Source organism: Rhodococcus sp. WAY2 (assembly GCF_009859915.1).
Classification (GTDB): domain Bacteria; phylum Actinomycetota; class Actinomycetes; order Mycobacteriales; family Mycobacteriaceae; genus Rhodococcus_F; species Rhodococcus_F oxybenzonivorans.
In genome coordinates this window covers 5083769-5108346 of the sequence record NZ_CP046572.1, presented here as the reverse complement: position 1 = coordinate 5108346, position 24578 = coordinate 5083769, and the positions used below count along the sequence as shown (strand labels likewise).

Here is a 24578-nt window from a genome sequence, read left to right as displayed (position 1 = left end):
GGTCCCGGCTGCGAGAACGCCGTTCAAATCGGTTTCTCAGGAGGTCTACGTATAGTCGCCGACATGGCGTCCGACATTCGCACGACAGGCACAGTCGCGACCGACAGGGCAGCGACCGACAGGGCAGCGACCGACACAGTGGTGAAGACGACCGACGGGATGGTGCGCGGCCGACGGCTCGACGACCTCGTGGCCTGGCGCGGGATTCCCTATGCTGCCCCGCCGGTAGGTCCGCTGCGACTGCGGGCGCCCCAGCCGGTCACCCCGTGGAGCGGGGAACTCGATGCCACCGAGTTCGGGGACGCGGCAGTGCAGCACAAGAAGTTCACGGTGCTGCGGCCGGGCAAGTACCAGCCGAGCAGTGAGAACTGTCTGACCCTCAATGTTCTGGCCAGGCCCGGCACCTCCGGCAAGCCCCGCCCGGTGATGGTGTTCGTCCACGGCGGCGCATACACACTGGGCATGTCCGCGACCGCACTGTACGGCGGTCAGTCACTGGTACGCCGGGGCGATATCGTCTACGTGTCGATCAACTACAGGCTCGGTTCGCTCGGCTACCTCGATTTCACCCAGTTCTCCACCCCCGAGCGGCCATTCGATTCCAACCTCGGGCTCCGCGACCAGGTGACGGCACTCGAGTGGGTGCAACGCAACATCGCCGGATTCGGTGGCGACCCCGACAATGTCACCCTGTTCGGTGAGTCCGCGGGCGGAAACGCCGTCACCACGTTGATGACCACACCTTCCGCTCGCGGCCTGTTCGCTCGTGCGATCGCCGAGAGCTCGGCGCCCGGTCTCGTCACGACGGCCGAGCGGGCCGCCGGGTGGGCCGCCGACTACGTGAAACTCCTGGGCGCCGAACCGGAGAACGCGGCCGAGGCCTTGAGTACCTCACCCGTCGGAGCGCTCGGTCGAGCGGGAAACCGGTTGGGTGCCAAGGTTCTGGTGGAAACTCCCGGGCTTCACCCGTTCGGTCCTGTGATCGACGGGGACTTTCTTCCGCAGCCACCGCTCGACGCGTTCTCCGACGGCTCCGCGCACCGTGTCCCGCTGATCATCGGCACCAACAGCCGTGAGGGCACACTGTTCCCGAAGGTCTTGGACGCCCTGCCCACCGACCCAGCGCGGATCGGCCGGATGTTCGAGCTCACCGACCCGGCGGCACAAGCCCGCGTCACCGCAGCCTATCCGGGCTATCCAGCCCCCGACGCCGCGGTGGACCTCGGTGGTGACCTGACGTTCTGGAAGCCGTCGGTGGAACTGGCCCAGGCGCATTGCGCCTACGCACCGACGTACAGTTATCGGTTCGACTTCGCTCCGCGGATCATGACATGGCTCGGACTCGACGCCACCCACGGATTCGAATTACTCGCCGTCTTCGGTGTCGCCGACACTCGTTTCGGTCGCGCGCTCACGTTGGCGGGGGGCCGACGCGGCTTGAAAGACGTGACCGATACGGTGCAAAGGAACTGGTTGCAGTTCGCCACGTACGGAACACCTTCGGCTGCGTGGCCGAGATACGACACCGATCGGAGGGCAACGCTCGTGTTCGACACCGTCACCACAGTCCAGGACGATCCGCGCAGGGAACGTCGACTGGCGTGGGAAGGGTACGAGGGCTACTACGGGCAGGGCCTGTGAGTCCACTCGAAGTCCACACCGAGAGCGGCGCCGTCGGAGGGCGTCGACTCGACGACCTGATCACCTGGCGCGGAATCCCGTACGCGGCTCCCCCGGTGGGCCCGTTACGGTTACGTGCCCCGCAACCGGCCCAGCCGTGGTCGGATGTCCGACGAGCCTTCCACTATGGGGCAAGCGCGCCCCAAGGTAGCGGGCCGTGCGACGAAGACTGCCTGACTCTCAACGTGGTGGCTCCCGCGGAGCCGTCCGCGACGCCGCGCCCGGTGATGGTGTTCATCCACGGAGGCGCGTATTCGGGGGGAAGCTCTTCGTCCTCGCTGTACGGTGGCCACTCGCTGGTACGGCGCGGCGACATCGTCTATGTGTCCATCAACTACCGGCTCGGCGCCCTGGGATACGTCGATTTCAGCCAATTCTCCACGCCGGAGCGGCCTTTCGACTCGAATCTCGGCCTCCGCGATCAAATGGCTGCGCTCGAGTGGGTGCAACGCAACATCACCGAGTTCGGTGGCGACCCCGACAATGTCACGATCTTCGGTGAGTCGGCCGGCGCCAACGCCGTCACCACCCTGATGGGCACACCCGCCGCGAAAGGACTGTTCAGCAAGGCCATCGCACAGAGTCCGCCGGCGGCGTCGGCATACCATCCCGAGCGGGCGGCACGGTGGGCACGCGAATTCGTCGAGATCGCGGGAGTGCCCCTTTCCGAGGCCGCGACCTGGCTGCAGACCGCGACGGCCTCCGACTTCGTCGAAGTGGGAACCACTTTGGCGGATCGGGGCGCCGACGAGGAGCCCGGAACACGAGTGTTCGCACCGGTAGTAGACGGCTTCCTGCTTCCCGCTCACCCGCTCGATACCTTCGCCTCCGGTTCCGGTCACCCGGTTCCCTTGATCATCGGCACCAACCAGTACGAGGGCCGGGTGTTCCCGCGGTTCCTCGATATTCTGCCCACCGACGCCACCCGCATCGAAAAAATGTTCTCGCATGTGGACGAGTCCGTGAAAAAGCGGGCGATCTCCGCGTACCCCGGCTATCCCGGTCGGCGTGCTGCCGCGGACCTCGGCGGTGACGTCACGTTCTGGGAACCATCCCTACTCTGCGCAGAGGGTCATGCCGCCGTAGCCCCCACCTACAGTTACCGATACGACTTCGCTCCCCGCCTCCTCCGCCTCGCCGGGCTCGGTGCCACGCACGCCACGGAGATGTACGCGGTGTTCGGGCTGACCGGGCCCTGGGCGCGGGCACTCACCGCACTCGGAGGGTGGAAAGCGCTACGCACCGTCACCGACACGGTGCAGTCGCATTGGCTGCATTTCGCACGGCACGGCACGCCGGCGCCCGGCTGGCCCACCTACTCGCGGGAGAACAGGGAAACCCTCATCATCGACGAGAGAAGTCGGGTCGAGAACGATCCGCTCGGCGAGCGTCGTCGCGCCTGGCTCGGCTACGAACACCGGCGCTAGTCCACTCCCGGAACGTTGTCGCGAGCACCGCAGGGCCTGCGGTTTCACCCCCGCAGGCCCTGCGGTTTCACCCTCGCAGGCCCTGCGGTGTGCCCTACTCTGAAACACCCGCACACTCGCACGCCTGTTCTCCGCGGTACCGGAGGTGAACATGATCGAACACGACGATCTCGCAGGACTCACCACGGTGGTCACCGGCGCCACGTCCGGACTGGGCGCGGAGACGTGCCGTCAGTTGGCGGCCCGCGGTGCGACGGTCGTGCTGGTCGGCCGCGACCGGGCGAAGGTCGACGAGACGATCGCCGAGTTGTCGTCGGCATACGACCCTGGCCGGTTGAGTTCGGCAACGGCCGACCTGTCCTCCCTGGTCCAGGTGCGGAATCTGGCCGAGGAACTCCGGCATCGATTCCTCCGCATCGACGTGTTGATCAACAATGCGGGGATCGATGTGGGAGAGCGTCGCCTCACCCCGGACGGCATCGAGTCGACCTTCGCGGTGAACTACCTCGCGCCGTTCGTACTCGGCACCGCCCTGGCCGACGCCATGGCGCAGGCCGCCACCACGGATGCCGCCGGCTTCCGCCACCCCGCGCGCATCGTCAACGTCAGCTCGTCGGGGCATCGCGGTGGGCACCTCGACTTCGACGACCTGCAGGCCTCGAACGGCAAGTTCCGCGGCCAACGCGTATATAACAATTCCAAGCTCGCACTCACCCTGTTCAGTCGGGAATTGGCGCGGCGCTTCGACCCGGCACGGCTGGTGGTGAACTGCGCGGAACCAGGCTTCGTCAAGGGCACCACCCTCGGCCGCGACCTTCCGTTCGGCTACCAGGTGATCGGAACCCTGCTCACTCCGTTCATGGCCGATGTCGAGAAGGGCGCGAAGACGATCGTGTGGACCGCCACGGCCGCCGAGGCGGGCAAGTTCACCGGCGCCTACGTCAAGGCCTGCAAGGTAGTTCAGCCGAGCAAGGATGCACGGAACCCCGAACTCGCGGCCAGGTTGTGGGATGCCACCGAGGCGCAGGTGGCCGGACGTGGCGGCGCCGACCTCGACGCCTGAGGTCCGGGTACTCACAGGTTCGGGTACTCACGGGTTCGGGTACTCACGGGTTCGGGTACTCACGGGTTCGGGTACTCACGGGTTCGGGTACTCGAACAACGACAGGACGTTCCCGTGCGGGTCCCGGAACCATGCCACGCGGATGCCGTCCGGCGCGGTCCAGGCGGCGTGCTCGTCCTGGTCCATGCCGGGATACTCGGTGAACGAGATCCCTTTGGTCCGGAATGAGTCGACCACACCGTCGAGATCGGGGACCTTCCATCCCAGCACCGTGTATCCGGTGTCGGCACGCGACTGGACCAGCGTGACCCTTAGCAGTGACCCGTTGCAGTTCAGGGCGAGCGCAAATTCGTCGCGGGAGTCGAGCTCGAGCCCGAGGGTGTCCACGTAGAACATCTGGGAGACGTCGAGGTCGGTGCTGGGAACGAAACTGACGAGCTCACCCGGAAAACTCATGCATCAACTTTGCGCCGCCCACCCACCGCGGGGCAAGGGAGCGGAGTTACACGACGGCCGTGTCGTGACCCGCGGCACAACTCCCACACCCGACAAGTTAACGTCGATTCGACAGGTTGTCCCGCATCGGAATGAGGAACTCGAGTGTCTGCTCCCGTTACAGAGAAGAAGGGCCCGCTCGCGGGCATTCGCATTGTCGAATTCGCAGGTCTGGGACCCGGCCCCCACGCGGCCACCCTGCTCGCCGATCTCGGTGCGGACGTCGTCTGCGTGCAGCGCCCCGGCGTGATCCCGCAGGACGGACCCTACGACCAGATTCAGCGCGGACGTCGCGTTGTCGAAGCCAACCTCAAAGATCCCGCGCAGGTCGAGAAGGTGCTGGAGCTGATCGAGCGCGCCGACGTCGTCATCGAGGGCTTCCGCCCCGGCGTCACCGAACGCATGGGCCTGGGCCCCGACGTCTGCCTCGAGCGCAACCCGCGGTTGGTCTACGGCCGGATGACCGGCTGGGGACAGGAAGGCCCGCTGGCCAATGCCGCCGGCCACGACATCAACTACATCTCCCTCACGGGTGTCCTCCACGCCATCGGGCGTAAGGGTGAGCGCCCGGTTCCCCCGCTGAACATGGTCGGCGACTTCGGCGGCGGCTCCATGTTCCTCATCTTCGGCATCCTGTCCGCGCTGGTGGAACGCCAGACCTCCGGCAAGGGTCAGGTGGTCGATACCGCGATGGTGGACGGCGCCCTGGCGCTGTCGCACATGATGTGGGCTTTCCGTGGCCGCGGTGTCTGGTCGGACGAGCGGGGCGTCAACCTCCTCGACACCGGCGCGCCGTTCTATGACACCTACGAGACGGCCGACGGCAAGTACATGGCCGTGGGATCGATCGAGCCGCAGTTCTACGCCCTGTTGCTGCACGGACTCGAACTCGACGCCGCCGACCTGCCGCACCAGATGGACGTGTCCGCGTGGCCGCAGATGAAGAAGGTCTTCGCCGAGAAATTCCTGTCGAAGACCCGCGACGAGTGGGCCGCGATCTTCCTCGGCACCGACGCGTGCGTGTCCCCGGTCCTCACCTTCTCGGAGGCGCCGTCCAATGAACACATCGCCGCCCGCGGCTCACTGATCGAACTCGACGGCGTCACCCAGCACGCCCCGGCCCCCCGCTTCTCCCGCACCCCCGCCGGCGTCCCCACCCCGCCGGCACGCGAAGGCGTCGACATCGACACCGTCTGGACCTGAGCGCAGTGGCAGAGTACGTTTCCACGTCCTCTGCCACTCCCTCTCAGACGACCAGGGACGGTTCGGCCAGCTCCGGTCCGACGGCCAGGGTGGCGTACGCGGCGGCGATGCCGTCGACGCCGCGTCGCAATTGATCGGGTGTCCGGGCGTACGGCAGTCGGATGAATCGCTCGAAGGCGCCCTCCACGCCGAACCGTGGTCCAGCGGCGAGCAGCACGCCGAAGTGGGGCGCCGTCGCGGCCAGCGCGGTCGACACCGGAGCCGGAAGCCGCAGCCACAGCGACATGCCGCCGGAGCCTATGGTCGGGACCCAGTCGGGAAGTCGATCGGCCAGGGCGTCGAGCATGGCACTGCGCTGCTCGCGCAGCTCGTCACGCCTGCGGGTGAGCACCGCGTCGTCGTCGGTGAGCAGGTGTGCGGCCGCGAGCTGGTCCATCACCGGTGTGCCCAGGTCGACCGCTGCGCGGGCGCCGACGAGACGTGAGATCAACGACGGATCAGCCCGTATCCACCCGACCCGCAGCCCGCCCCAGAACGACTTGGCCGTCGACCCGATAGTCACCACTTCCGTTTTCGTCGTTCCCCGGCCGTACGCGGCGACCGGCCCCGGCGACGGCTCGTCGAGCCACAGGTCGACCATTGTCTCGTCGACGATCAGCGTCATCCGCGTCTCACGGGCGATCTTCGCGAGTTCCGCTCTACCGGGTCCGTCGAGGCACAGACCGGTGGGGTTGTGGAAGTCGGGAATCAGATACGCCATTCGCGCCGCGGTCTGCCGTGCGGCGCTTCGGATTCCGTCGAGGTCCCAGGCCGCGGAACCGCCTCCCTCGGGACGGACGGGAACGGGCACCGGCCGCGCCCCCACTCTCCGGATCGCCTCCAGCGCATTGGGATAGGTGGGATGGTCCACCAGCACCCGCTCCCCCGGCGCTGTCAGCACGTTCAGCAGCAGTCGCAGGGCGTGCTGCGCGCCCGAGGTGACCATGATCTGTTCGGGTGTAGTGTCCAGTCCGCGGGCCCGATAGCGGGCGGCGATCACGTCGCGCAAGGCGCCGATGCCCACCGGTTCCATGCCGTGCGTCGGAAGGAACTGCGGAAGAGACTGCAAGGCAGAGGAGTACGCATTCTCGACCGCCTCTCCCGGCGCTGCCATCGCCGCATAACTGAGATCGATCATCGCACCCTCCGGACCGGGCTGATGCGCGCGGAACATGAGGCCGTTCTGGCGGGATCCGGGGGGCAACGCCACCGTGCTCCGCGATCCCTGACGGCTGATCAGGTACCCCTCGTCGCGCAGCACCGAATACGACGACGTGATCGTCGTGCGACTCAGTTCCAGCACCGACGCCAGTTCGCGTTCGCTGGGAAGTGCCACACCCAGGGGGACGCGGCCGTCGTGCACGAGCAGCCGGATGCTGTCGGCGAGCGCCCGGTATGCCGGGCGGACCGCCGAACGACGGGTGCTGTCGTCCTGCCAGTTGCCGAGGTCCCTCGCCAGCGAACGCGCACCGAGCACACGGGTCATCATGCAGTCCAGTATCGGCCCTGTGGCTATTCGATCCCAAGCCAGTCGGGCGCAGAGTTGACCCCATGACGACACTCCTCACCCTCGCCTGCATCATCCTCCTGGCCGCGGCCGTCGCCCGATACGGCCCCAAAGAAGGAGGTGAAGGCCTGTTTCGCGTGGAGCAGTTTCGCCTGGGCGCACCTCTCGGTGGCATATTCGCCGATCCACCGAGCAGTCCAGAATCTGCCGACTGGACCGCTCGCCCGATGAGCACCGACGGTAGTTCAGGGAGCCTTGCGGATTCCCGCGATGTCACAGAGCAGGAGGCGCCAGCACCTGACTGAACAGCACCGTCCCGGCCGCGTCGAGCAGGTCGACCCGCAACTCGGACGTCTCCCCGTCGATGAAGACCTCCCCGAAATGCTGGTATCCGTCGAGGGGTGAGGAATTCGGGGCAGGGGGTGCGTGGACGAACACAGCCTCGGGACCGAACGTCGGATCGAGGTCGTTGGGGCCGAAACCACCGGCGTTGAGCGGGCCCGACACGAACTCCCAGAACTCGTCGAAATCCTTGTACGCGGCACGGTCCGGCGAGTACCGGTGCGCGGCGGTGTAGTGCACGTCCGCGGTGAGCCAGACCGTTCCCGTGACGCCGCCCGCCTTGATCGCGGACAGTACCTGCGCGATCTCGGATTCACGGCCCGACGGTGGTCCCGGATCCCGGTTGGCGATGCCCTCGAACGCGGTGTCGCCGTCCGGTACCACCACCCCGAGCGGAAGGTCGTTGGCGATGATCTTCCAGGTCGCCGTCGACGCACCGAGTTCGCGAATCAGCCAGTCCTTCTGTGCTGCGCCGAGGATCTGTCCGGCCGGACCGGTATTGACACCGTTCGCATCCTTGTAGGTGCGCATGTCGAGCACGAAGACGTCGAGAAGAGGTCCGTAGCCGATCTTGCGGTACACGCGCCCGTCGACCGCCTCGGTGGGCTCGATCGGAAGCCACTCGTGGAACGCCTGGAATGCCCGCTGCGCCAGAACGTCGACGCTCTTCTCCGAGTAGGCCTCGGCGCTGAGGAGTTCGCCGGGATACCAGTTGTTGACCGTTTCGTGGTCGTCCCACTGAACAATCTGCGCGACAGAGGAATTGAAGGTTCTGTAGTGCTGGTCGCTGAGGTTGTAGGCGTACTGACCGCGGTACTGGTCCAATGTCTGCGCGAGCGCACTCTTGGCCTCGGTCACCGTGTTCCGCCAGATACGGCCGTCCGGCAGCGCAACCGACTCCTGCAGGGGTCCGTCGGCGTAGACGACGTCACCGGAGTGGAGGAACAGATGCGGGTCGCGTGCGGCCATCGTTTCGAATATCCGCATACCGCCGAGGTCGGGGTTGATTCCGTAACCCTGACCCACCGTGTCTCCGGACCACTGCAGCCGGATGTCGCCCGCGGTACTCGGTGCGGTGCGGAAGACACCCGTCACCGCCTCCGAGGAGGCGCCGTCGTCACCTTCGAGGGTCACCCGGTAGTGCACCTGCTGCCCGGCGGGTAGTCCGGTCACACGCAACCGTCCGGTGCCGTCCGTGTCCGGGGTGAGCAGTCCACCATCGAATCGGACCGGGTCGGTGAACGACTCGGTGGCCGCCGTCTCGACGATCATCGTCGCCGGCCGGTCGGACCTCGCCCAGATCACTGCGCCGTCGGCGCGCACATCGCCGGCGGCAACTCCATGGGTCAGCGCGGGCCGGGGGCGTAGGAGGGTGGGACTCGAACCGGCCGAGCCGGAACACCCGGCGGCGGGAACAGCGAGTACTCCGAGAGCGGTGGCGCGGAGCAGGGTACGGCGCGACAGGTGCACGGGACATCTCCTCGGTGGTGGATCCTCGAGGATGTCCAACCGTGGCCAACAGACGGTAAACGTCGGATGTGGGGCGCATACTGGGTTGGTGACCACAGGATTCTGCCTGTTCGACACAGCACTCGGCACGTGCGCCATTGCCTGGCGGGCCGCCGGGATCGTCGGTGTGCAACTGTCGGAGGGTTCACCCGAGGCGACACGGGCCCGCGTCGAGCGCTGCTTCCCGGGTGCGGTGGAGCACTCACCGCCCACACCGGTACAGCAGGCGTTGGACGCCATTCGGGAACACCTCGGCGGCGCACTCGACGACCTGCGCTGGATCGACCTCGACTTCGAGGGAGTCCCCGAGTTCGATTGCCACGTATACGAGATCGCCCGGGCCATCGACCCGGGCGACACCCTCACCTACGGGGAAGTGGCTGCAGCACTCGGCAAACCCGGCGCCGCGCAGGCCGTCGGCCAGGCACTCGGACGCAACCCCTTGCCGATCGTCGTCCCCTGCCACCGCGTGCTCGCCGCCGGAAACAAGGTCGGCGGATTCTCCGCGGGCAGCGGCACCCTCACCAAACGCGAACTACTCGCCCTCGAACACGCACCCGGATTCGACGACCCCGTCCTGTTCTGAGCAACCGCACGGGCCGGACCGACGTCACAGCCGTTCGACGTCACAGCCGTTCAGCGTCACCGTTCAGTGCGACTGGTCAGCGGACCACGTCGCGGCGCACGATGGTCTCGTCACGGCCGGGGCCGACACCGATGCACGAGATGTAGGCGCCGGACAGCTCTTCGAGACGCAGCACATAGTTCTGCGCATTCTTCGGCAGTTCCTCGAAGGTGCGTGCGTGCGAGATGTCTTCCCACCATCCGGGCATCTCTTCGTAAATGGGGGTGGCGTGGTGAACATCCGTCTGCGACATCGGCATTTCCTCGTGCCGTACACCGTCGATGTCGTAGGCGACGCAGATGGGGATGGTGTCGAGGCTGCTGAGCACGTCAAGCTTGGTGAGGAAGTAGTCGGTGATGCCGTTGACGCGAGTTGCGTAGCGGGCGATCACGGCGTCGAACCAGCCGGTGCGGCGGGCGCGACCGGTGGTGACACCCACCTCACCACCCGTCTTGGCGAGGTATTCACCGTGCTCGTCGAACAGCTCGGTCGGGAACGGACCGGAGCCGACTCGCGTGGTGTACGCCTTGAGGATGCCCAGCACCGTGGTGATCTTGGTGGGTCCGATGCCCGAACCGACTGCCGCGCCACCGGATGTCGGGTTGGACGAAGTCACGTACGGGTACGTCCCGTGGTCCACGTCGAGGAGAGTTCCCTGCGACCCCTCCAGCAGAACAGTTTCGCCACGCTCGAGAGCCTCGTTGAGCTGCAACCGGGTGTCGGCGATGCGGTGCTTGAATCCGTTGGCCTGTTCGAGCACCTCGTCGACCACCTGCTGCGGGTCGAGCGCCTTGCGGTTGTAGATCTTGGCGAGCACCTGGTTCTTGAATTCCAGTGCCGCCTCCACCTTCTGGGTGAGGATCTTCTCGTCGAGCACGTCCTGCACCCGGACGCCGACACGGGCGATCTTGTCCTGGTAGCAGGGCCCGATGCCGCGGCCCGTGGTGCCGATCTTCTTGGCGCCCAGGAAACGTTCGGTGACCTTGTCGATGGCCACGTGGTACGGCATGATCAGGTGCGCGTCAGCCGAGAGCAGCAGCTTGCTGGTGTCGACGCCCCGCTCGTCGAGTCCGGCGAGTTCGGTGAGCAGCACTCCCGGATCCACCACGACACCGTTGCCGATGACGTTGGTGACGCCCGGCGTGAGGATGCCCGACGGGATCAGATGCAGCGCGAACTTGTCGCCGTTCGGAAGAACGACGGTGTGTCCGGCGTTGTTTCCGCCCTGGTAGCGCACCACCCACTGCAGGCGTCCGCCCAATAGATCGGTCGCTTTGCCCTTGCCCTCATCGCCCCACTGGGCGCCGATCAGGACGATTGCCGGCATGACGTTGTCTCCTACGGTCGACGTACAGTCGTATCCGACTGCGTGGTTCTGCCGTTCGTAGGCAGTGGCCGGGGGAACAGTCTAGCCGAGCGCACAGAGAACAGACCCCACAGTACGACCGGAGTGGCTTCGGGGCCGGTGTCGGGCATACAACTAGGATGGCCGGATGGAAAGCTGCGGCAGCCGTAGCGGGACATATCCGGGCGAGGAGTGGCGTTGACCCCCGTTGTGCTCATATGCGGTGACGTGCCGCTTCCCCTGCCCCTGGGGTCGATCTCGGCGTCGAGCGCCCCCACCGTGCCGGACAAGGACGACTTCGACGAGGTCTTCTCCAAACTCCAGGTTGTCACGCATCCGCGGCTCATCGTGGTCGGTAGCGACGCCGCACTGGCCGCGACCTTGACCCGGCTGATGCGGACCGACCGGTTACATATCGAGCTCGCCTACGTCTCCGAACACAGCTCACCGGCAACCGACGCCTACCACCTGTCCGCGGGAGCACGGGCCGCCCGCACGGCTCTGAAAGGAACGGCCAAGCCGGTGCCTCTCATCCGCGACGACGCGGGCATCGCGCTGGTCGGGCTCGCCACCGTGACGGCGCCCGGCGGTGAACCGTTGGTCGGCGAGGCGTACGTCGACGACACCCGACTGTTCTCCGGTACCGCCACCAACATGCACGTCACCCCCACTCCACGGATGCCCGGGCTGCGGGCCTCGATCGATCCCCGGCGGCGCTGGTTGCCGCGTCGATGGATCGAGGGGCGCGCGGTCCAACTCGGGTCGCCGGCCGCCGCGCTGACCCGTGACGACGTGCCCAATCCGCGCGCGGTGAAACGGTCGACGTTCTACCGTCACGACCGCGAGTGGTTACTCGTTCGATGAACCTGCCCAGAACGCGGTCCACCGCCGTCCGGCCCAGCCCGGTCTTCCTCCTCGTCGTCGCCACCGCCGTCGCCGGTGGAGTACTCGCGTGGGGCGCCCGGGCCGAGTCCGTCGTCGGCCACGTCGGGGTCTTCCTCCTCGTGGTGGCCGGCTGGGTGGTGACGCTGTGCCTCCACGAGTTCGCGCACGCGTACACGGCGTGGCGGCACGGCGACACCGATGTGGCGGTGCGCGGATACCTCACGCTGAACCCGCTCAAGTACAGCCACCCCTTGCTGTCGATAGGCCTTCCGGTGCTGTTCATCGCCCTCGGCGGAATCGGGCTACCGGGCGGCGCCGTCTACCTGCGGACGGGGTTGTTCCCGCCGAAGGTCCAGGCGAAGGTGTCGCTCGCGGGGCCGGCCGTGAACCTCGTGTCGGCAGTGGTCCTGCTGACCGTGATTCACGGGTGGGGCCTGGGCGGTGATCATCGGGTGTTCTGGACGGGCCTAAGTTTCGTGGCTTTTCTGCAGGTGATGGCGACGGTACTCAACCTGCTCCCCGTTCCGGGCCTCGACGGCTACGCCGCACTCGAGCCCTTCCTGCCGCCGCGGACCCGCCGGTCCGTCGATCAGTACAAGCCCTACGGACTGCTCGTCCTCGTGGCCCTGCTCTTCGTGCCGTCGATCAATACCGTGTTCTTCGACGGAATCTACTGGCTGTTCGAGCTGTCGGGTGTGCCGGCGATCTACGCGCAGTACGGCAACTACCTGATGCGTTTCTGGCTTTCGTGAGTCCCCCGTGAGTACTTCTTAACAGTGGGCTGTTGACAAGCACTCACGGCAGGGAGCGGCGAGCCTGCTCCTCGGTGAAGTTGGGCGTCAACCGCAATTCGGTCAACGGCACCTCGCGGGCGGGACTGCGCACCTCGACGCGGACGGGTTGACCCGTCGCGTCGTCCCGCAGTCCGATCGGCGCGCCGCGTTTTCCCTGCAGGTACTTGTCACCCCACTGCATGAGTGCCAGCACGGCAGGCAGGAGGTCGCGCCCCTTCTCTGTCAGCACGTATTCGAAACGGGTCCGTTGTCCGGGTTCCTTGTAGGGCTGCCGCTCGAACAAACCTTCTGCGGTGAGTTCCCGCAGGCGCGCCGCCGCCACCGCCTCGGTGACCCCCACACGCTGGACGAAGTCGTCGAACCGCGTGGTCCCGTAATAGGCCTCGCGGAGGATGAGAATGGCCGAACGCGTGCCCACTACATCCATCGCCTTTCCGATCGAGCAGTGCGTGGCCCGCCAGGTGTCGCGATCGCCGAGGAAGCCGTCCAGTCGTGCCGCATTCATGCCACCATGATAGCTGACTTGCAAAAAGCAAAGCCAGGTGTACATTGCTGGCTATGGTATTCAGCAGTCAGGTGCGAGGGGATATCCGTCTGCGTCCTCTCCTTCTCGTCCTGTGTGGCGCCCCCTTCGTCGCGAGCCTCGATCTCTTCGTCGTGAACATCGCCCTCGGCGACATCGCCGCCAGCTACCCCGGTTACTCCCTCGGCGACCTGAGCTGGGTACTCAACGGCTATGCGATCGTCTATGCGGCACTACTGGTTCCACTCGGCCGGTGGGCGGATCGCATCGGTCACCGGCGCGGATTCATGCTGGGACTGGGGCTGTTCACGGCTGCGAGTGCAGCCTGCGCGCTCAGCCCCTCCCTGTGGTTTCTCGTTGTCTTCCGCCTGCTGCAGGCTGTCGGCGCCGCGGCCCTGACCCCCGCAAGCCTCGGATTGCTGGTCGGAACCGTCCCCGCGGAACGACGCGCCGGCGCAGTCCGCATGTGGGCGGCCTCTGGTGCGGCAGCCGCCGCGTTCGGCCCCGTCGTCGGCGGAATCCTCGTCGAGGCCTCCTGGCGCTGGGCGTTCCTCATCAACATTCCGATCGGAATCGCACTCCTGATCGCCGCGACCCGTGTCGTGCCCGACGTCCGCCCCACCGCCACCGACACCGAACTCGACCTCATGGGGGCGGCCCTGCTGATTCTCGGGATCGGCGCACTGTCGCTCGGGATGGTCCAGGGGCCGGAATGGGGATGGGGGGACCCCCGGATCACGCTCGCTTTCACCCTCGCCGCCGCCTGCCTTGCCCTGTTCTGGTGGAGCAACAGCCGTCACCGGGCACCCCTCATCGAACCGGCCCTGCTGAAGGTGCGCACGTTTGCGTGGTCCAACGCGACCGCCCTGGTGTTCAGCGCAGCGTTCGCGGCGGGACTGCTGTCGAACATCCTCTGGCTACAGAACGTGTGGGAGTACTCGGCGATCAGGACGGGACTCGCCATCGCTCCCGGACCGATCCTCGTGCCGCTCTTCGCGATCGCCGGCCAGCTCCTCGCCCGGCGCTTCTCCCCCGGCACCATTGCCGCTGCCGGAAGTCTGCTGTGGGCGGCGGGCACGCTACTGATCCTGGGGTCGGTAGGGGCGGAGCCGCACTACGTCACCGAATTCCTTCCGGGTTTGCTGATCGGCGGAGTAGGCGTCGGTCTCGCACTCCCCACCATTCTCTCGTCCGCCACTGCCGGGCTTCCGCAATCCCGGTCGGCGACCGGCAGTGCGATCGTCAACATGAATCGGCAGATCGGCACCGTGATCGGGGTCAGCGTGCTCGTGGCGGTCCTCGGCACCACCGTGGGCTACGACGACACCCACTCTGCATTCCTCGTCGCCTGGTGGGTGATCGCGGCAGTCGGCGTCGGTGCGGCGGCCACATCCATCGGCATGAATTCCCAGAACCCACTCACCGTAAAGGTACCGGCATGACCCCGCTGACCGCACTTGCTTTCCCCACCGAATTCGACTCCACCTGGCGTGGTTTCGGCGGTATGCACGGCGGACTCGTCGTCGCATCGATGCTGCACGCGGCCGAGGCCGAGACGGCAGCGACACCGGTCACCGTCTCGGCCCACTTCACCCGGCCCGTCGACCCGGGCCCGGTGGACCATCAGGTCGAGGTCGTGCACGGCGGGCGAACACCGAGTGTCCGCGTATCGATGCCAGGTTCCGCCGGTGCACTGATCCGCCTCACCCGCACCCCCAGCGCCATCACGTGGCCTCCCAGTGCGCCCGACCTCGGCGACGAAGATCCGGAAGTCCTCACACCCCTGGTGATTCCGGCCGACTACATGCCGTTCGCCCAGTACCTCGACATCCGCCCGATCAACTCGGCACGCCCCTTCGCCGGCGGCGCCGACCCTGAATTCGAGGTGTGGATTCGTCTGCTCTCATCGATCGATTTCAGCCCTTCGGAACGCGCGGCGGTATTACTCGACGCGTTGCCGCCGGGGTTGTTCGCCGTACTCGACGCGCCGGTAGCCATCCCCACCGTCGAGTTCAGTGCCCACTTCCCTGTGAGTACTTATCAACAGCCCGCTGTTAACAAGTACTCACGGGAGGGGTGGTACCACCTGCGCCACCGCACGGTTTGGGCCACCGAAGACTCGTGCGTCGACGAGACCGAACTGCGCACCGCTACAGGACACCTCGCGGGTCAGGCGCGTCAGCTCCGCAGAATCCTCACCCCCTGATCGCCAACCACAGCTCAGCAGCACAGAGAAAGGGAACTCCCATGAGAGACGCCGTCATCGTCGAGGCCGTCCGCACACCGATCGGCAAGGGCAAACCCTCGGGGGCCCTCCACGATGTGCACCCCGTCGATCTCCTCGCACACAGTCTGTCGACCCTCGTCGAGCGCACGGGGATCGATCCCGCACTCATCGACGACGTCATCGGCGGCACCGTGACGCAAGTGGGCGATCAGGGGCAAAACCTCACCCGCACCGCACTTCTCGCCGCCGGGTATCCCGAGTCCGTGCCGGGCACCACGGTCGACCGGCAGTGCGGCAGCAGTCAGCAGGCAGTCCACTTCGCCGCGCAAGGCGTGCTGTCCGGGGCCTACGACATCGTGGTCGCGGCCGGTGTCGAGTCGATGGGCCGGGTTCCGATGGGCTCGAACGTGGTCGGCCGGGAGTCGCTGGGTCTGGGATTCGAGCGCCGTTACCCCGACGGCCTCGTTCCCCAGGGCATCAGCGCCGAACTCATCGCCGCCCGTTGGGAACTGTCCCGACAGCAATTGGACGAGTTCGCGTTACGCAGTCATCAGAAGGCCGCGACGGCAGCGAGCGCGGGGAACTTCGCGAAGGAACTCGCCGTCCTACCCGAACTCGGTGTCGACGAAGGGATCCGTCCGGATACGACACTCGATGTCCTGGCCGGTCTGCGTCCCGCCTTCCACAGCGAGCACTATGCGACGCGATTTCCGGAGATCGACTGGTCGATCACCGCGGGCAACAGCAGTCCACTCTCGGACGGGAGCGCTGCCCTGATGATCACGACGTCGGAGATCGCGGGCCGACTCGGATTGACACCTCTGGCCCGACTGCACAGTTTCGCCGTCGCCGGTGACGACCCGCTGATGATGCTCACCGCGGTCATCCCGGCCACGCGTAAAGTGCTGGCGCGCAGCGGGCTCGACATCTCCGACGTCGATCTGTTCGAGGTCAACGAGGCGTTTTCATCGGTGGTCCTCGCATGGGCGGCCGAGACCGGCGCCGACCTCGATCGGGTAAACGTGCACGGCGGCGCGATCGCACTCGGTCATCCGCTCGGTGCCAGCGGGGCGCGCATCATGACCACGCTGGTGAACGCCATGGAGCAGCGCGGCGCGCGATACGGTCTGCAGACCATGTGCGAGGCCGGCGGGCTCGCCAACGCGACGCTGATCGAGAGCCTCGGGTAGAGGTGTGGCTGCGCGTCACCGGTGGCGGTTCATCATCGCCTCACCGGTGTCGCGCAACGCCGCCCGCAGCGACGCAGGTGCGAGCACCTCGACCCCTGCACCCAGCGCGGTCAACTGATCGAGAGCCACGTCCTCGGCCTCGAGCACCAGGTCGACGGCCACCCAACCGTCCTCGTCGGGAGGTCCCGCCTCGACACGCGCAGCCTCCACACCCACGATCCGGGGCAACTGACGCCACGACCGCGGTGACAGGCGCACCCGGCACGGGAACCGGAGCATCGCACGATCGAATTCCGCGACGGAGGCCGACCACCACGCACCGAGATCGAACTGTTCCGGCCGCAGTGCCGGCTCCGTGAGGACCGTGGCGTCACTGACCCGGGACACCCGGTACGACAAAATCCTGCTGCGATGCTTCGCAACCAGGTACCAGACACCCGCCTTGGCCACCAGACCGAGTGGATCGAGCGTCCGCGTCACCACGTCGGCACCTTTTCTGTAGTCGATGCGCAGGCGCCGCCCCTCCAGCACCGCGGTGGCGACGTCGGGCAGGTGCTCGTTGTCGCGGGGTGGCGTGAACCATCCCGGCACGTCGACGTACAGACGATCACGCCACAACTGTGCACCTGCACGCAGCGGAACAGGCAACGCGTGCAGCAACTTCGACTGCGCCGCCGCGGTCACCTCACGCAAACCGAGGTCGTCGGCGAGCGAAGGCACACCCAGCAGCATCAGCGCCGACGTCTCCGCCCCCGTCATCCCACCGAGTTTCGACTGCCATCCGTCGAGCAACCGAATACCCCCGCCGGGACCACTTTCGGTCCAGACGGGCACGCCCGCCGCGGACAGCGCCGTGACATCCCGGTACACCGTGCGCACCGAGACACCCAGCTCCTCGGCCAGCTGCCGCGCCGTGACGCCGCGGCTGCCCTCCAGCCGCAGCATCAGTTCGACGAGCCGACTCGAACGCATTGCCCGAGTCTAGAGAATGACTGACAGAAGGTGTCAGGGATAGGCGCGCACACTGACGTACATGACGCACTGGACACAGTTCGAGACCGAAGCGCCCGACCTCGCCAAAGCCGTGATCGCCCGCTTCGAGGCACACAAACACCACGTTCTCGCGACCGTCCGCAAAGACGGCTCACCCCGAGTCAGCGGCACCGAAGTCGAGTTCTACGAGGGCACGCTGCTGCTCGGTTCGATGGTGGCAGCACGGAAGGTGCTCGACCTGCGGCGCGATCCACGATTCGCGCTTCACAGCAACCCCGGGCACCACACCATGGAGGGCGGCGACGCGAAGATCAGCGGCCGCGCCGAGGAGATAGTCGGCGAGAGGAAACAGCAGATCGTCGACCACTATCCCGACGAGATCGGCGAGGCAGACGTCTTCGAACTCTCCGTCGACGAGGTGGTACTCACCACCGTCGACGGCGAACACCTCTACGTCGACCTGTGGAAGCCGGGTCGGGGCGTCACCCGCTTCACCAAATAGCGGTTCACTGGGTGACGGCGAATCCGAAACCGAGGGCGCAGGTTGCGGCCGTTCCCGTCGTGCCATCCGGGTCGTAGGTTCCACCAGGGATGAGGTGAGCGGTGAAGCCCGGCAGATCACGCACTGCGTCCTCGTCGTTCGTCAGCGGGCCCGACGAGCCGATGGTGGGGCCGGCCGGACCGATATTCAGGTACGCCACCTGAGCGTCGGTGGTCGCATTATCTGGCCCCTCGAATTCCCACTCGATTTTCTGCGTATCGGTGTCTCGCTCCACATCGAAGGATGCTTCGGCGTTGCAATTCGCCAACGGATCGGGCATGAACGGCGCGGCGGACGCCACGGCGGGCGCGGAGAGGAGGGCGGCCGCACCGATGGCTACGGCTGCTGCGGATTTCGTGAGCGCTCCGAGAGTGGACATGAATCTGGCTCCCTTGTGAGACGGCACCGACTTTTCCGGTAAGTCTGACCCGCCGACTGCGCGGACGCCACGATTGTTAGCGGAAAGAAACCAACCATCCTCTCGCTTACCAGGTCACGTTCTTTTCACAGTGGCGTCCGTTCGCCGTGGATTCCACCTGCACTGTGGCGTGTGAGAGCTGGTGCGTTTCGAGGACCGTGCGAGCCGATTCGAGGACGAGGGCCGAGTCGGATTCCGTGGTGAGGTGCACCGTCGCCACATCCATGCCGGTGGTGAGAGTCCACACGTGGAGGTCGTGCACGCCGATGACGCCGGGGACTGCCGCCAGGTCGGCTTCCACCGCTTCGACGTCGACGTCTGCGGGGCTCGCCTGGGTGAGGATCCGCAGCGATGCGGCGGCGAGTTTCAGTGCGCGGGGCACCACCCACAGGGAGATGAGGACACCGACGACGATGTCGGCGTAGGTCCAGTTGAACGCGATCACGACGGCACCGGCGATGAGGACACCCACACTGCCGACCGCATCCGCGAGAACTTCGAGGTACGCCCCGCGCACGGCCAGGCTGTCCTTGGAATCGGCCCGCAGCATGAGCATGACGACGAGGTTCGCGGCCAGACCGGCGGTAGCCGTGAGGACGAGTGCGAGACCGGGGAGGTCGGGAGCGTCGCCGATGCGGGAGATGGCCTCATAGAAGACCCATACCGCGACGGCGAGAAGCATTGCGGCGTTGGCCATTGCGGTCAGCACCTCGGCGCGGTGCCAGCCGAAGGTGCGTGCGGCGGCGGCGCTGCCCTTGCGCGCGAGCACGAGCGCGACGAGACCCATCGCCATGCCGACGACGTCGGTGAGCATGTGCCCGGCGTCGGCAAGCAGCGACAGCGAGTTGACCGTAAGGCCGACTCCCGCCTCGAGGACGAGGAACGCGAGGAGGATGACGAGCGCTATCGCCATACGACGGACCCGCCCCTTGGATGGCCCTACCTCACCCCCGCCTTGCGTGTGGCCGTGCGAATGACCGTGGCCGACTCCCATGTGTAGAGCTCCTCCCGAAGTTCTGCCGATCATATGCGTACTTGTGCATGTGTATCAACAGCGTCGTGCCGGCGACCACGTCGACTCAGCCGTTGCCTGCGTCCCGGGCGGCGCGATCGAGCCGGCTCCGATAGGTCTCCCACCAGGCCTGATCGACCGACGGCATATTGTCGTAGTCGGCGCGCAGACCCACCTTTCCGTCGACGAGCTCGCGGACGATGTCGGCGTGTCCGGCGTGGCGATGAGTTTCGGCCACTACGTGCACCAGGATGCCGTGCAGGGTCACGATCCGCTGCTCTTCCGGCCATCCCGGCACAGTTCCGGTCGCGTCCAGCGGCAAGTCTTCGATGGGTGGCATCCGACAGCGCGCAGGCGCGGCGGTAGTGCCCAATGATGGCCTCGCGAGACTCCGCGGCCGTCGCCCACATGTCGACGTTGGGTTCGCCGTCCTCGGTGAGCCAGTACGGGAGCGGCTCGACGGGGCGCCCGAACGTCAACCTGAAATAGCCCAATTCCACTCCGGTCAGATGCTTGATCAGACCCAGCAGATTCGTTCCCGGTGGGAGTCAGCGGTCGGCGTACGTCGTACTCGCTGAGACCGTCGAGCTTCCACAGCAGGGTGTCGCGGGCGGCCTGTAGGTAGCTGCGCAGGCCTGATGCGAAGTCGGCGCCGGTCATGGCTTCCACGCTCTCATCCGTGACCGCTGAGATCTCAGAGTTCCGGGCGGTACGCCGGCTTCTGCACCGTCGGGGGCAGATGCGCTATGGCAGAGATGCGGTTCAGCCCTGCCACCTGCATCAGATCGACGGTGAGCGAACGGATCTGAGCGAAGACGACGGTGGCCGAGAGACCTGCATTCTCCACCAGTTCCGGTTTGAGTCCGGACGCCACCGAACGGAGCACGCGGGCAGCCTCGGCCTGGTCGGGTTGCTGACCGGGGTCTGCGAGCACCATCAGGCGCAACGTTTCGATGGCCTGGGCCAATTTCTCGACCTGGTCGACCAGTCGCGGATTGAGGATCTCGTCGTCACGTACCAAAGTGAGCGAACGCCGGGCCAGGACGCGGATGTTGCGCAGCGCGTTGTCGAGCGGGTCGGCAACGGCGCTCAAGCGTTCGAGTCGGCCGCGGGTGTTCCAGTACAGCGGCGAGATACGACTGACCTCACGGCCGCCCGCGAGGTGCGTGCGCAGGTTGTCGATGGACGACTGGGTGGCTCGCGCCTTCCGCAGTGCCTCCTCGATGGGCTTGTCGTCGTTGGCGACCAAGCCGTCCGCCACCAATTGCATCACTTCGGCGGCCGTTCCCAGGACCCCGGCGGCGTGGCGCCTCGCCCGGCCCACGGGATGCGTGGGTAGCAACGCCACCACCGCGATGCCCACCAGGCCTCCGGTCAGTGCGTCCACCATGCGATTGACACCCGCCATGCCACCGGGTGGTAGCAGAGTTGCGACGAGAACAGCGGAATTGCCCGCCTGCATCGACAGGACCGGGCCGCTGTTCAGGAGCACCGCCGCGGTCATGGCCAAGGCCACCACGAGGGCGATTTGCCAGGTACCGCTGCCGATGAACGCGATGAGGAGGTCCCCGACCCCGATCCCGATGGTCACACCGGCCACGAGCTCGACGGATCGACGCAGCCGCGCGCCGAGCGACAGTCCCAGCGACACCACCGCGGCGATCGGCGCGAAGAACGGGGACGTGTGACCGATCACCACCGTGGCAACCCACCACGAGGCACCCGCCGCGACGGCGCACTGCAGGATCGGCAGGGCCGACACTCGCAGCCGCTGAGCCGAAGTCTTCAGTCCGTTTCGAACTCGGACCGGTGCTGCGGTGCCGGCGCTACCCGAGGCCAAGCGCTTCGGCGGCTCGGGGGTCGCTGTCCTCGAGCAAGTCGAGGCAACGGGCGTATTCGTCGGTTTCACCGATCGTCTTCGCGGCCTTCGCGAGGACGGCGACGCAGCGCAGGAATCCGCGATTCGGTTCGTGGCTGTAGGGAACGGGGCCGAAACCCTTCCAGCCGTTGCGGCGCAGCTGGTCGAGGCCACGGTGGTATCCGGTGCGTGCGTAGGCGTACGCGGCGATCGTCTCGCCGGCGTCGAGAGCTGCCTCGGCGAGATACGCCCACGCGATGGAGGCGGTGGGGTGTGCGGCCGCCACGGAAGCCGGTTCCTCGTGGTTCAACAGGGCCGACTCGGCCTCGTCGTCACCGGGAAGCAGCGTGGGCTGGGGTCCGAGAAGGTCACCGAAAGAGGTCATGCGCCTATTGTGCCCCCGGCGGGACTGCTCCTCTGCCCCGCCCCGTAGACGAAGCGCCCCTGTGGTGGTCTGCATTGCCGCACGTTGTCGTTAGGCTTCGGTCCAACGTTCATTTCTCTGCAGACCGAGGGGCAACGCGTGCAGGACCCGAAGAAAGACGAACCGACCGAGAAGCCGACTACGGATACACCGGCAAACGAGACCGCCCGACCGGTCACCGCCGACACCGACAAGGCCCGGCCGGTCACCGCCGACACCGACAAGGCCCGGCCGGTCACCGCCGGTACCGACGCGAAGAAGCCGGCCGACAACACGCCGTCCGCCACACCCTCTGCGAAGACCCCCGAGTCGGCACAGTCCTCTCCCGACAGCGCCGCGTCCGAGGCGGTGACGAAGGCGATTCCGACGCAGAAGCGTCCACCGGAGAAGCGTCCGCCGGAGAAGCCTGATGCGGCCACGGTGAAGATGCACCCGAAATCCCCGCCGCAGGCTGTGCAGCGGGCGAACGGGCAGGGGAAGAAGGAACCCGGCAAGGCGGATCCCGCCGACACCGAGACCGTCGCCATCCCGGTCACGAAGTCCCCCGTACCGCAGACGCCGCCGCCGCCCCGCCCTGCACAGGCCCAGCAGCCCGCTCGTCCCCAGCAAGCGGCCCCGCCCCGACCAGCGGCATCTGCCCAGCAGCCATCCGCGACGCGTCCGACTCCGCCGCCACCCACGCCTAAAGCGGCGCCCCAGCGAGTGCTCCCGACCCAGCCGAGCGCCCCGCAGCGGGTCGGTCCCGCAGCGCCCGCGGCCAGGAAGCACGGCAAGGCCTGGCTCCTGGCGGCGATCGCCGCAGGCGTCCTCGTGATCGCCGCCATTGCCGTCGCCGGTGTGGTGGTCTACAACAACAATCGGGCCGAGAACTCACCCGAGGCGCAGGTACAGGGCACCATCGATACGTTCGTCGCGGCGCTCACCCAGGGCGACCTCGCGACCCTGCGCACCAGTACCTGCGGCGGTCTCGCCGAGTACTACCAGGGCATCTCGGATCAGGATTTCGCCGAGGTCCATCAGGTAGCGATCACTCAACAGAACATTCCGGTGGTCGGCGAGGTCGACGCCGTCCAGATCACCGGCGACACCGCCATCGCCCAGGTGAAGGCCCATACCGCCGCCAACCCGAACGAGCAGTCGTGGCGCACGTTCGACCTGGAAAGGGTCGACGGCACCTGGAAGGTCTGCGACCCCCGATAACGACTGTGCGCCTTTCTGGTAGCGGTAACTACCAGAAAGGCGCACGAGCCCGAAGGGCCTATCCCGAGACCGAGCGTCCCGCGGACTTGAGGTCGTTGCAGGCCTCGATGACACGGGCGGTCATCCCGGCCTCGGCCTTCTTCAGGTAGCTGCGCGGGTCGTAGACCTTCTTGTTGCCCACCTCGCCGTCGACCTTCAGCACACCGTCGTAGTTGCTGAACATGTGGCCGACGATCGGACGGGTGAAGGCGTACTGGGTGTCGGTGTCGACGTTCATCTTGACGACGCCGTAGCTCAGCGCCTCCTCGATTTCCGACTTCAGCGAACCCGACCCGCCGTGGAAGACGAAGTCGAACGGCTTGGCGCCGTCCCGCAGGCCGAGCTTCGCGACGGCGACCTTCTGGCCGGTCTCGAGCACCTCGGGACGCAGCTTCACGTTGCCCGGCTTGTAGACGCCGTGCACGTTGCCGAACGTCGCTGCCAGCAGGTACTTGCCGTTCTCGCCGGTGCCCAGAGCGTCGATGGTCTTCTCGAAGTCCTCGGGGCTGGTGTACAGCTTGTCGTTGATCTCGGCTTCCACACCGTCCTCTTCACCACCGACGACGCCGATTTCGACCTCGAGGATGATGTTCGCGGCCTTGGCGATAGCAAGGAGTTCCTTGGCGATCTCGAGGTTCTCGTCGATCGGAACGGCCGAGCCGTCCCACATGTGGGACTGGAAGAGCGGGTTGCGGCCGGCGCTGACGCGCTGCTGAGAGATTTCGAGCAGCGGCCGGACGAAACCGTCCAGCTTGTCCTTGGGGCAGTGGTCCGTGTGGAGGGCGATCGTGACGTCGTACTTCGCGGCGATCACGTGTGCGAACTCGGCCAGCGCGACAGCACCGGTCACCATGTCCTTGACGCCCAGACCCGAACCGAACTCCGCGCCACCGGTCGAGAACTGGATGATGCCGTCACTGCCCGCATCCGCGAATCCCTTGATTGCGGCGTTGATGGTTTCGGACGAAGTGCAGTTGATGGCTGGGAAGGCAAAGGAGTGCTCCTTGGCTCGACCAAGCATCTCGGCGTAGACCTCGGGAGTCGCGATTGGCACGGCGGCAGTCCTCCATAAACGTGTCGATTTCGGCGCACGCGATCAGCGCAGCGCGCGATGTGGTCCTAGCAGTATGGCAATACCGGTAGCCTACGTCGCCCGGTGGCTGTCGTGGCACCTCGTTTCCGGGCCGTCCGAGACCGGTCAGGAATCGTTGACCTGCAGTATTCCGATACTCCGCGCAT

The 24578-nt window shown here is 66.6% G+C and carries 23 protein-coding genes and 1 pseudogene; 12 read left to right on the top strand and 12 right to left on the bottom strand.

Annotation, left to right across the window (positions count from 1 at the left end; translation table 11 throughout):
* The first annotated feature begins 63 nt into the window (after positions 1–63).
* From GFS60_RS23025 to GFS60_RS23015, 3 genes are all read left to right on the top strand, one after another.
* Complete coding sequence (locus GFS60_RS23025; protein ID WP_159924893.1) at positions 64–1641, top strand: carboxylesterase/lipase family protein; 1578 nt, start codon at positions 64–66, stop codon at positions 1639–1641.
* Positions 1638–3107: a carboxylesterase/lipase family protein gene (locus GFS60_RS23020; RefSeq protein ID WP_159924891.1), complete on the top strand. Its 1470-nt coding sequence runs from the start codon at positions 1638–1640 to the stop codon at positions 3105–3107. The genes GFS60_RS23025 and GFS60_RS23020 overlap by 4 nt, the downstream gene beginning before the upstream one ends.
* Positions 3108–3258: 151 nt before the next feature.
* Positions 3259–4170 (top strand): SDR family oxidoreductase, encoded by a 912-nt coding sequence (locus GFS60_RS23015; protein ID WP_159924889.1) that lies wholly within the window; start codon positions 3259–3261, stop codon positions 4168–4170.
* A 75-nt stretch (positions 4171–4245) separates the two neighbouring features.
* On the opposite strand, the gene GFS60_RS23010 is transcribed toward GFS60_RS23015, so the two are convergent.
* Positions 4246–4626 (bottom strand): VOC family protein, encoded by a 381-nt coding sequence (locus GFS60_RS23010; protein ID WP_159924887.1) that lies wholly within the window; start codon positions 4624–4626, stop codon positions 4246–4248.
* 144 nt (positions 4627–4770) lie between these two features.
* Here GFS60_RS23010 and GFS60_RS23005 point away from each other — a divergent pair, with 144 nt between their 5' ends.
* Positions 4771–5868 carry a CaiB/BaiF CoA transferase family protein gene (locus GFS60_RS23005; protein ID WP_159924885.1) on the top strand — a complete coding sequence of 366 codons (1098 nt, stop codon included), beginning with the start codon at positions 4771–4773 and terminating at the stop codon, positions 5866–5868.
* A gap of 43 nt (positions 5869–5911) precedes the next feature.
* Here the strand turns inward: GFS60_RS23005 and yczR are convergent, their stop codons facing one another.
* Both yczR and GFS60_RS22995 read right to left on the bottom strand, forming a co-directional pair.
* Positions 5912–7396, bottom strand: a complete 1485-nt coding sequence (gene yczR / locus GFS60_RS23000; RefSeq protein WP_159924883.1) for a MocR-like transcription factor YczR — start codon at positions 7394–7396, stop codon at positions 5912–5914.
* Between the two features lie 291 nt (positions 7397–7687).
* Positions 7688–9226 carry an alkaline phosphatase D family protein gene (locus GFS60_RS22995; protein ID WP_159924881.1) on the bottom strand — a complete coding sequence of 513 codons (1539 nt, stop codon included), beginning with the start codon at positions 9224–9226 and terminating at the stop codon, positions 7688–7690.
* A 31-nt stretch (positions 9227–9257) separates the two neighbouring features.
* On the opposite strand from GFS60_RS22995, the gene GFS60_RS22990 reads away from it, so the two are divergent.
* Entirely contained in the window at positions 9258–9851 is a 594-nt protein-coding gene (locus GFS60_RS22990; protein ID WP_201453426.1) for a methylated-DNA--[protein]-cysteine S-methyltransferase, read from the top strand.
* A 76-nt stretch (positions 9852–9927) separates the two neighbouring features.
* Here GFS60_RS22990 and GFS60_RS22985 read toward each other — a convergent pair whose 3' ends face one another.
* Positions 9928–11217, bottom strand: a complete 1290-nt coding sequence (locus tag GFS60_RS22985) for an adenylosuccinate synthase (protein ID WP_109332728.1) — start codon at positions 11215–11217, stop codon at positions 9928–9930.
* A gap of 228 nt (positions 11218–11445) precedes the next feature.
* Between GFS60_RS22985 and GFS60_RS22980 the strand changes: the two genes are divergently transcribed.
* Positions 11446–12099 carry a hypothetical protein gene (locus GFS60_RS22980; protein WP_159927475.1) on the top strand — a complete coding sequence of 218 codons (654 nt, stop codon included), beginning with the start codon at positions 11446–11448 and terminating at the stop codon, positions 12097–12099.
* Positions 12096–12872, top strand: a complete 777-nt coding sequence (locus tag GFS60_RS22975; RefSeq protein WP_159924877.1) for a site-2 protease family protein — start codon at positions 12096–12098, stop codon at positions 12870–12872. The genes GFS60_RS22980 and GFS60_RS22975 overlap by 4 nt, the downstream gene beginning before the upstream one ends.
* Positions 12873–12915: 43 nt before the next feature.
* Here the strand turns inward: GFS60_RS22975 and GFS60_RS22970 are convergent, their stop codons facing one another.
* The gene (locus GFS60_RS22970; protein ID WP_159924875.1) at positions 12916–13419 is read right to left on the bottom strand and encodes a winged helix-turn-helix transcriptional regulator; all 504 of its coding nucleotides are present in this window, start codon (positions 13417–13419) and stop codon (positions 12916–12918) included.
* 53 nt (positions 13420–13472) lie between these two features.
* Between GFS60_RS22970 and GFS60_RS22965 the strand changes: the two genes are divergently transcribed.
* Genes GFS60_RS22965 through GFS60_RS22955 form a run of 3 tightly spaced genes read left to right on the top strand, consistent with a single transcriptional unit; the run spans position 13473 to position 16854 of the window.
* Positions 13473–14879 (top strand): MFS transporter, encoded by a 1407-nt coding sequence (locus GFS60_RS22965; protein WP_159924873.1) that lies wholly within the window; start codon positions 13473–13475, stop codon positions 14877–14879.
* On the top strand, positions 14876–15643 hold the full coding sequence (locus GFS60_RS22960) for a thioesterase family protein (RefSeq protein WP_159924871.1): 768 nt from the start codon (positions 14876–14878) through the stop codon (positions 15641–15643). Before GFS60_RS22965 ends, GFS60_RS22960 begins: the two co-directional genes overlap by 4 nt.
* 41 nt (positions 15644–15684) lie before the next feature.
* Entirely contained in the window at positions 15685–16854 is a 1170-nt protein-coding gene (locus GFS60_RS22955; RefSeq protein WP_159924869.1) for a thiolase family protein, read from the top strand.
* Positions 16855–16869: 15 nt separating this feature from the next.
* Here the strand turns inward: GFS60_RS22955 and GFS60_RS22950 are convergent, their stop codons facing one another.
* Positions 16870–17826: a helix-turn-helix transcriptional regulator gene (locus GFS60_RS22950; RefSeq protein ID WP_159924867.1), complete on the bottom strand. Its 957-nt coding sequence runs from the start codon at positions 17824–17826 to the stop codon at positions 16870–16872.
* 61 nt (positions 17827–17887) lie between these two features.
* Here GFS60_RS22950 and GFS60_RS22945 point away from each other — a divergent pair, with 61 nt between their 5' ends.
* Positions 17888–18349, top strand: a complete 462-nt coding sequence (locus GFS60_RS22945) for a pyridoxamine 5'-phosphate oxidase family protein (protein WP_159924865.1) — start codon at positions 17888–17890, stop codon at positions 18347–18349.
* Between the two features lie 4 nt (positions 18350–18353).
* Here GFS60_RS22945 and GFS60_RS22940 read toward each other — a convergent pair whose 3' ends face one another.
* From GFS60_RS22940 to GFS60_RS22920, 5 genes and pseudogenes are all read right to left on the bottom strand, one after another.
* Positions 18354–18767, bottom strand: coding sequence for a hypothetical protein (locus GFS60_RS22940; RefSeq protein WP_159924863.1), 414 nt, complete (start codon positions 18765–18767; stop codon positions 18354–18356).
* Between the two features lie 106 nt (positions 18768–18873).
* Positions 18874–19800: a cation diffusion facilitator family transporter gene (locus tag GFS60_RS22935; RefSeq protein WP_109332740.1), complete on the bottom strand. Its 927-nt coding sequence runs from the start codon at positions 19798–19800 to the stop codon at positions 18874–18876.
* 85 nt (positions 19801–19885) lie between these two features.
* Positions 19886–20478: pseudogene (locus tag GFS60_RS22930) on the bottom strand (DinB family protein).
* Positions 20479–20512: 34 nt separating this feature from the next.
* Complete coding sequence (locus GFS60_RS22925; protein WP_159924861.1) at positions 20513–21580, bottom strand: FUSC family protein; 1068 nt, start codon at positions 21578–21580, stop codon at positions 20513–20515.
* Between the two features lie 64 nt (positions 21581–21644).
* On the bottom strand, positions 21645–22061 hold the full coding sequence (locus tag GFS60_RS22920; RefSeq protein ID WP_109332741.1) for a DUF3151 domain-containing protein: 417 nt from the start codon (positions 22059–22061) through the stop codon (positions 21645–21647).
* A 138-nt stretch (positions 22062–22199) separates the two neighbouring features.
* Here GFS60_RS22920 and GFS60_RS22915 point away from each other — a divergent pair, with 138 nt between their 5' ends.
* A complete protein-coding gene (locus tag GFS60_RS22915; RefSeq protein ID WP_159924859.1) occupies positions 22200–23300 on the top strand; it encodes an Rv0361 family membrane protein in 1101 nt (366 codons plus the stop codon).
* 58 nt (positions 23301–23358) lie between these two features.
* Here the strand turns inward: GFS60_RS22915 and fbaA are convergent, their stop codons facing one another.
* Positions 23359–24393, bottom strand: a complete 1035-nt coding sequence (fbaA, locus tag GFS60_RS22910; protein ID WP_159924857.1) for a class II fructose-bisphosphate aldolase — start codon at positions 24391–24393, stop codon at positions 23359–23361.
* Between the last annotated feature and the right edge of the window lie 185 nt (positions 24394–24578).

Excerpts from the sequence above, each read along its gene's own strand:
- GFS60_RS22990 (WP_201453426.1), top strand. The coding sequence starts at position 9,258 with ATGTCCAACCGTGGCCAACAGACGGTAAACGTCGGATGTGGGGCGCAT.
- GFS60_RS22940 (WP_159924863.1), bottom strand. The coding sequence starts at position 18,767 with ATGTCCACTCTCGGAGCGCTCACGAAATCCGCAGCAGCCGTAGCCATC.
- GFS60_RS22960 (WP_159924871.1), top strand. The coding sequence starts at position 14,876 with ATGACCCCGCTGACCGCACTTGCTTTCCCCACCGAATTCGACTCCACC.
- GFS60_RS22920 (WP_109332741.1), bottom strand. The coding sequence starts at position 22,061 with ATGACCTCTTTCGGTGACCTTCTCGGACCCCAGCCCACGCTGCTTCCC.
- GFS60_RS22975 (WP_159924877.1), top strand. The coding sequence starts at position 12,096 with ATGAACCTGCCCAGAACGCGGTCCACCGCCGTCCGGCCCAGCCCGGTC.
- GFS60_RS22945 (WP_159924865.1), top strand. The coding sequence starts at position 17,888 with ATGACGCACTGGACACAGTTCGAGACCGAAGCGCCCGACCTCGCCAAA.
- GFS60_RS23025 (WP_159924893.1), top strand. The coding sequence starts at position 64 with ATGGCGTCCGACATTCGCACGACAGGCACAGTCGCGACCGACAGGGCA.
- yczR (WP_159924883.1), bottom strand. The coding sequence starts at position 7,396 with ATGATGACCCGTGTGCTCGGTGCGCGTTCGCTGGCGAGGGACCTCGGC.
- GFS60_RS22985 (WP_109332728.1), bottom strand. The coding sequence starts at position 11,217 with ATGCCGGCAATCGTCCTGATCGGCGCCCAGTGGGGCGATGAGGGCAAG.
- GFS60_RS22935 (WP_109332740.1), bottom strand. The coding sequence starts at position 19,800 with ATGGGAGTCGGCCACGGTCATTCGCACGGCCACACGCAAGGCGGGGGT.
- GFS60_RS22965 (WP_159924873.1), top strand. The coding sequence starts at position 13,473 with ATGGTATTCAGCAGTCAGGTGCGAGGGGATATCCGTCTGCGTCCTCTC.
- GFS60_RS22950 (WP_159924867.1), bottom strand. The coding sequence starts at position 17,826 with ATGCGTTCGAGTCGGCTCGTCGAACTGATGCTGCGGCTGGAGGGCAGC.
- GFS60_RS23010 (WP_159924887.1), bottom strand. The coding sequence starts at position 4,626 with ATGAGTTTTCCGGGTGAGCTCGTCAGTTTCGTTCCCAGCACCGACCTC.
- GFS60_RS22955 (WP_159924869.1), top strand. The coding sequence starts at position 15,685 with ATGAGAGACGCCGTCATCGTCGAGGCCGTCCGCACACCGATCGGCAAG.
- GFS60_RS23015 (WP_159924889.1), top strand. The coding sequence starts at position 3,259 with ATGATCGAACACGACGATCTCGCAGGACTCACCACGGTGGTCACCGGC.
- GFS60_RS22970 (WP_159924875.1), bottom strand. The coding sequence starts at position 13,419 with ATGAATGCGGCACGACTGGACGGCTTCCTCGGCGATCGCGACACCTGG.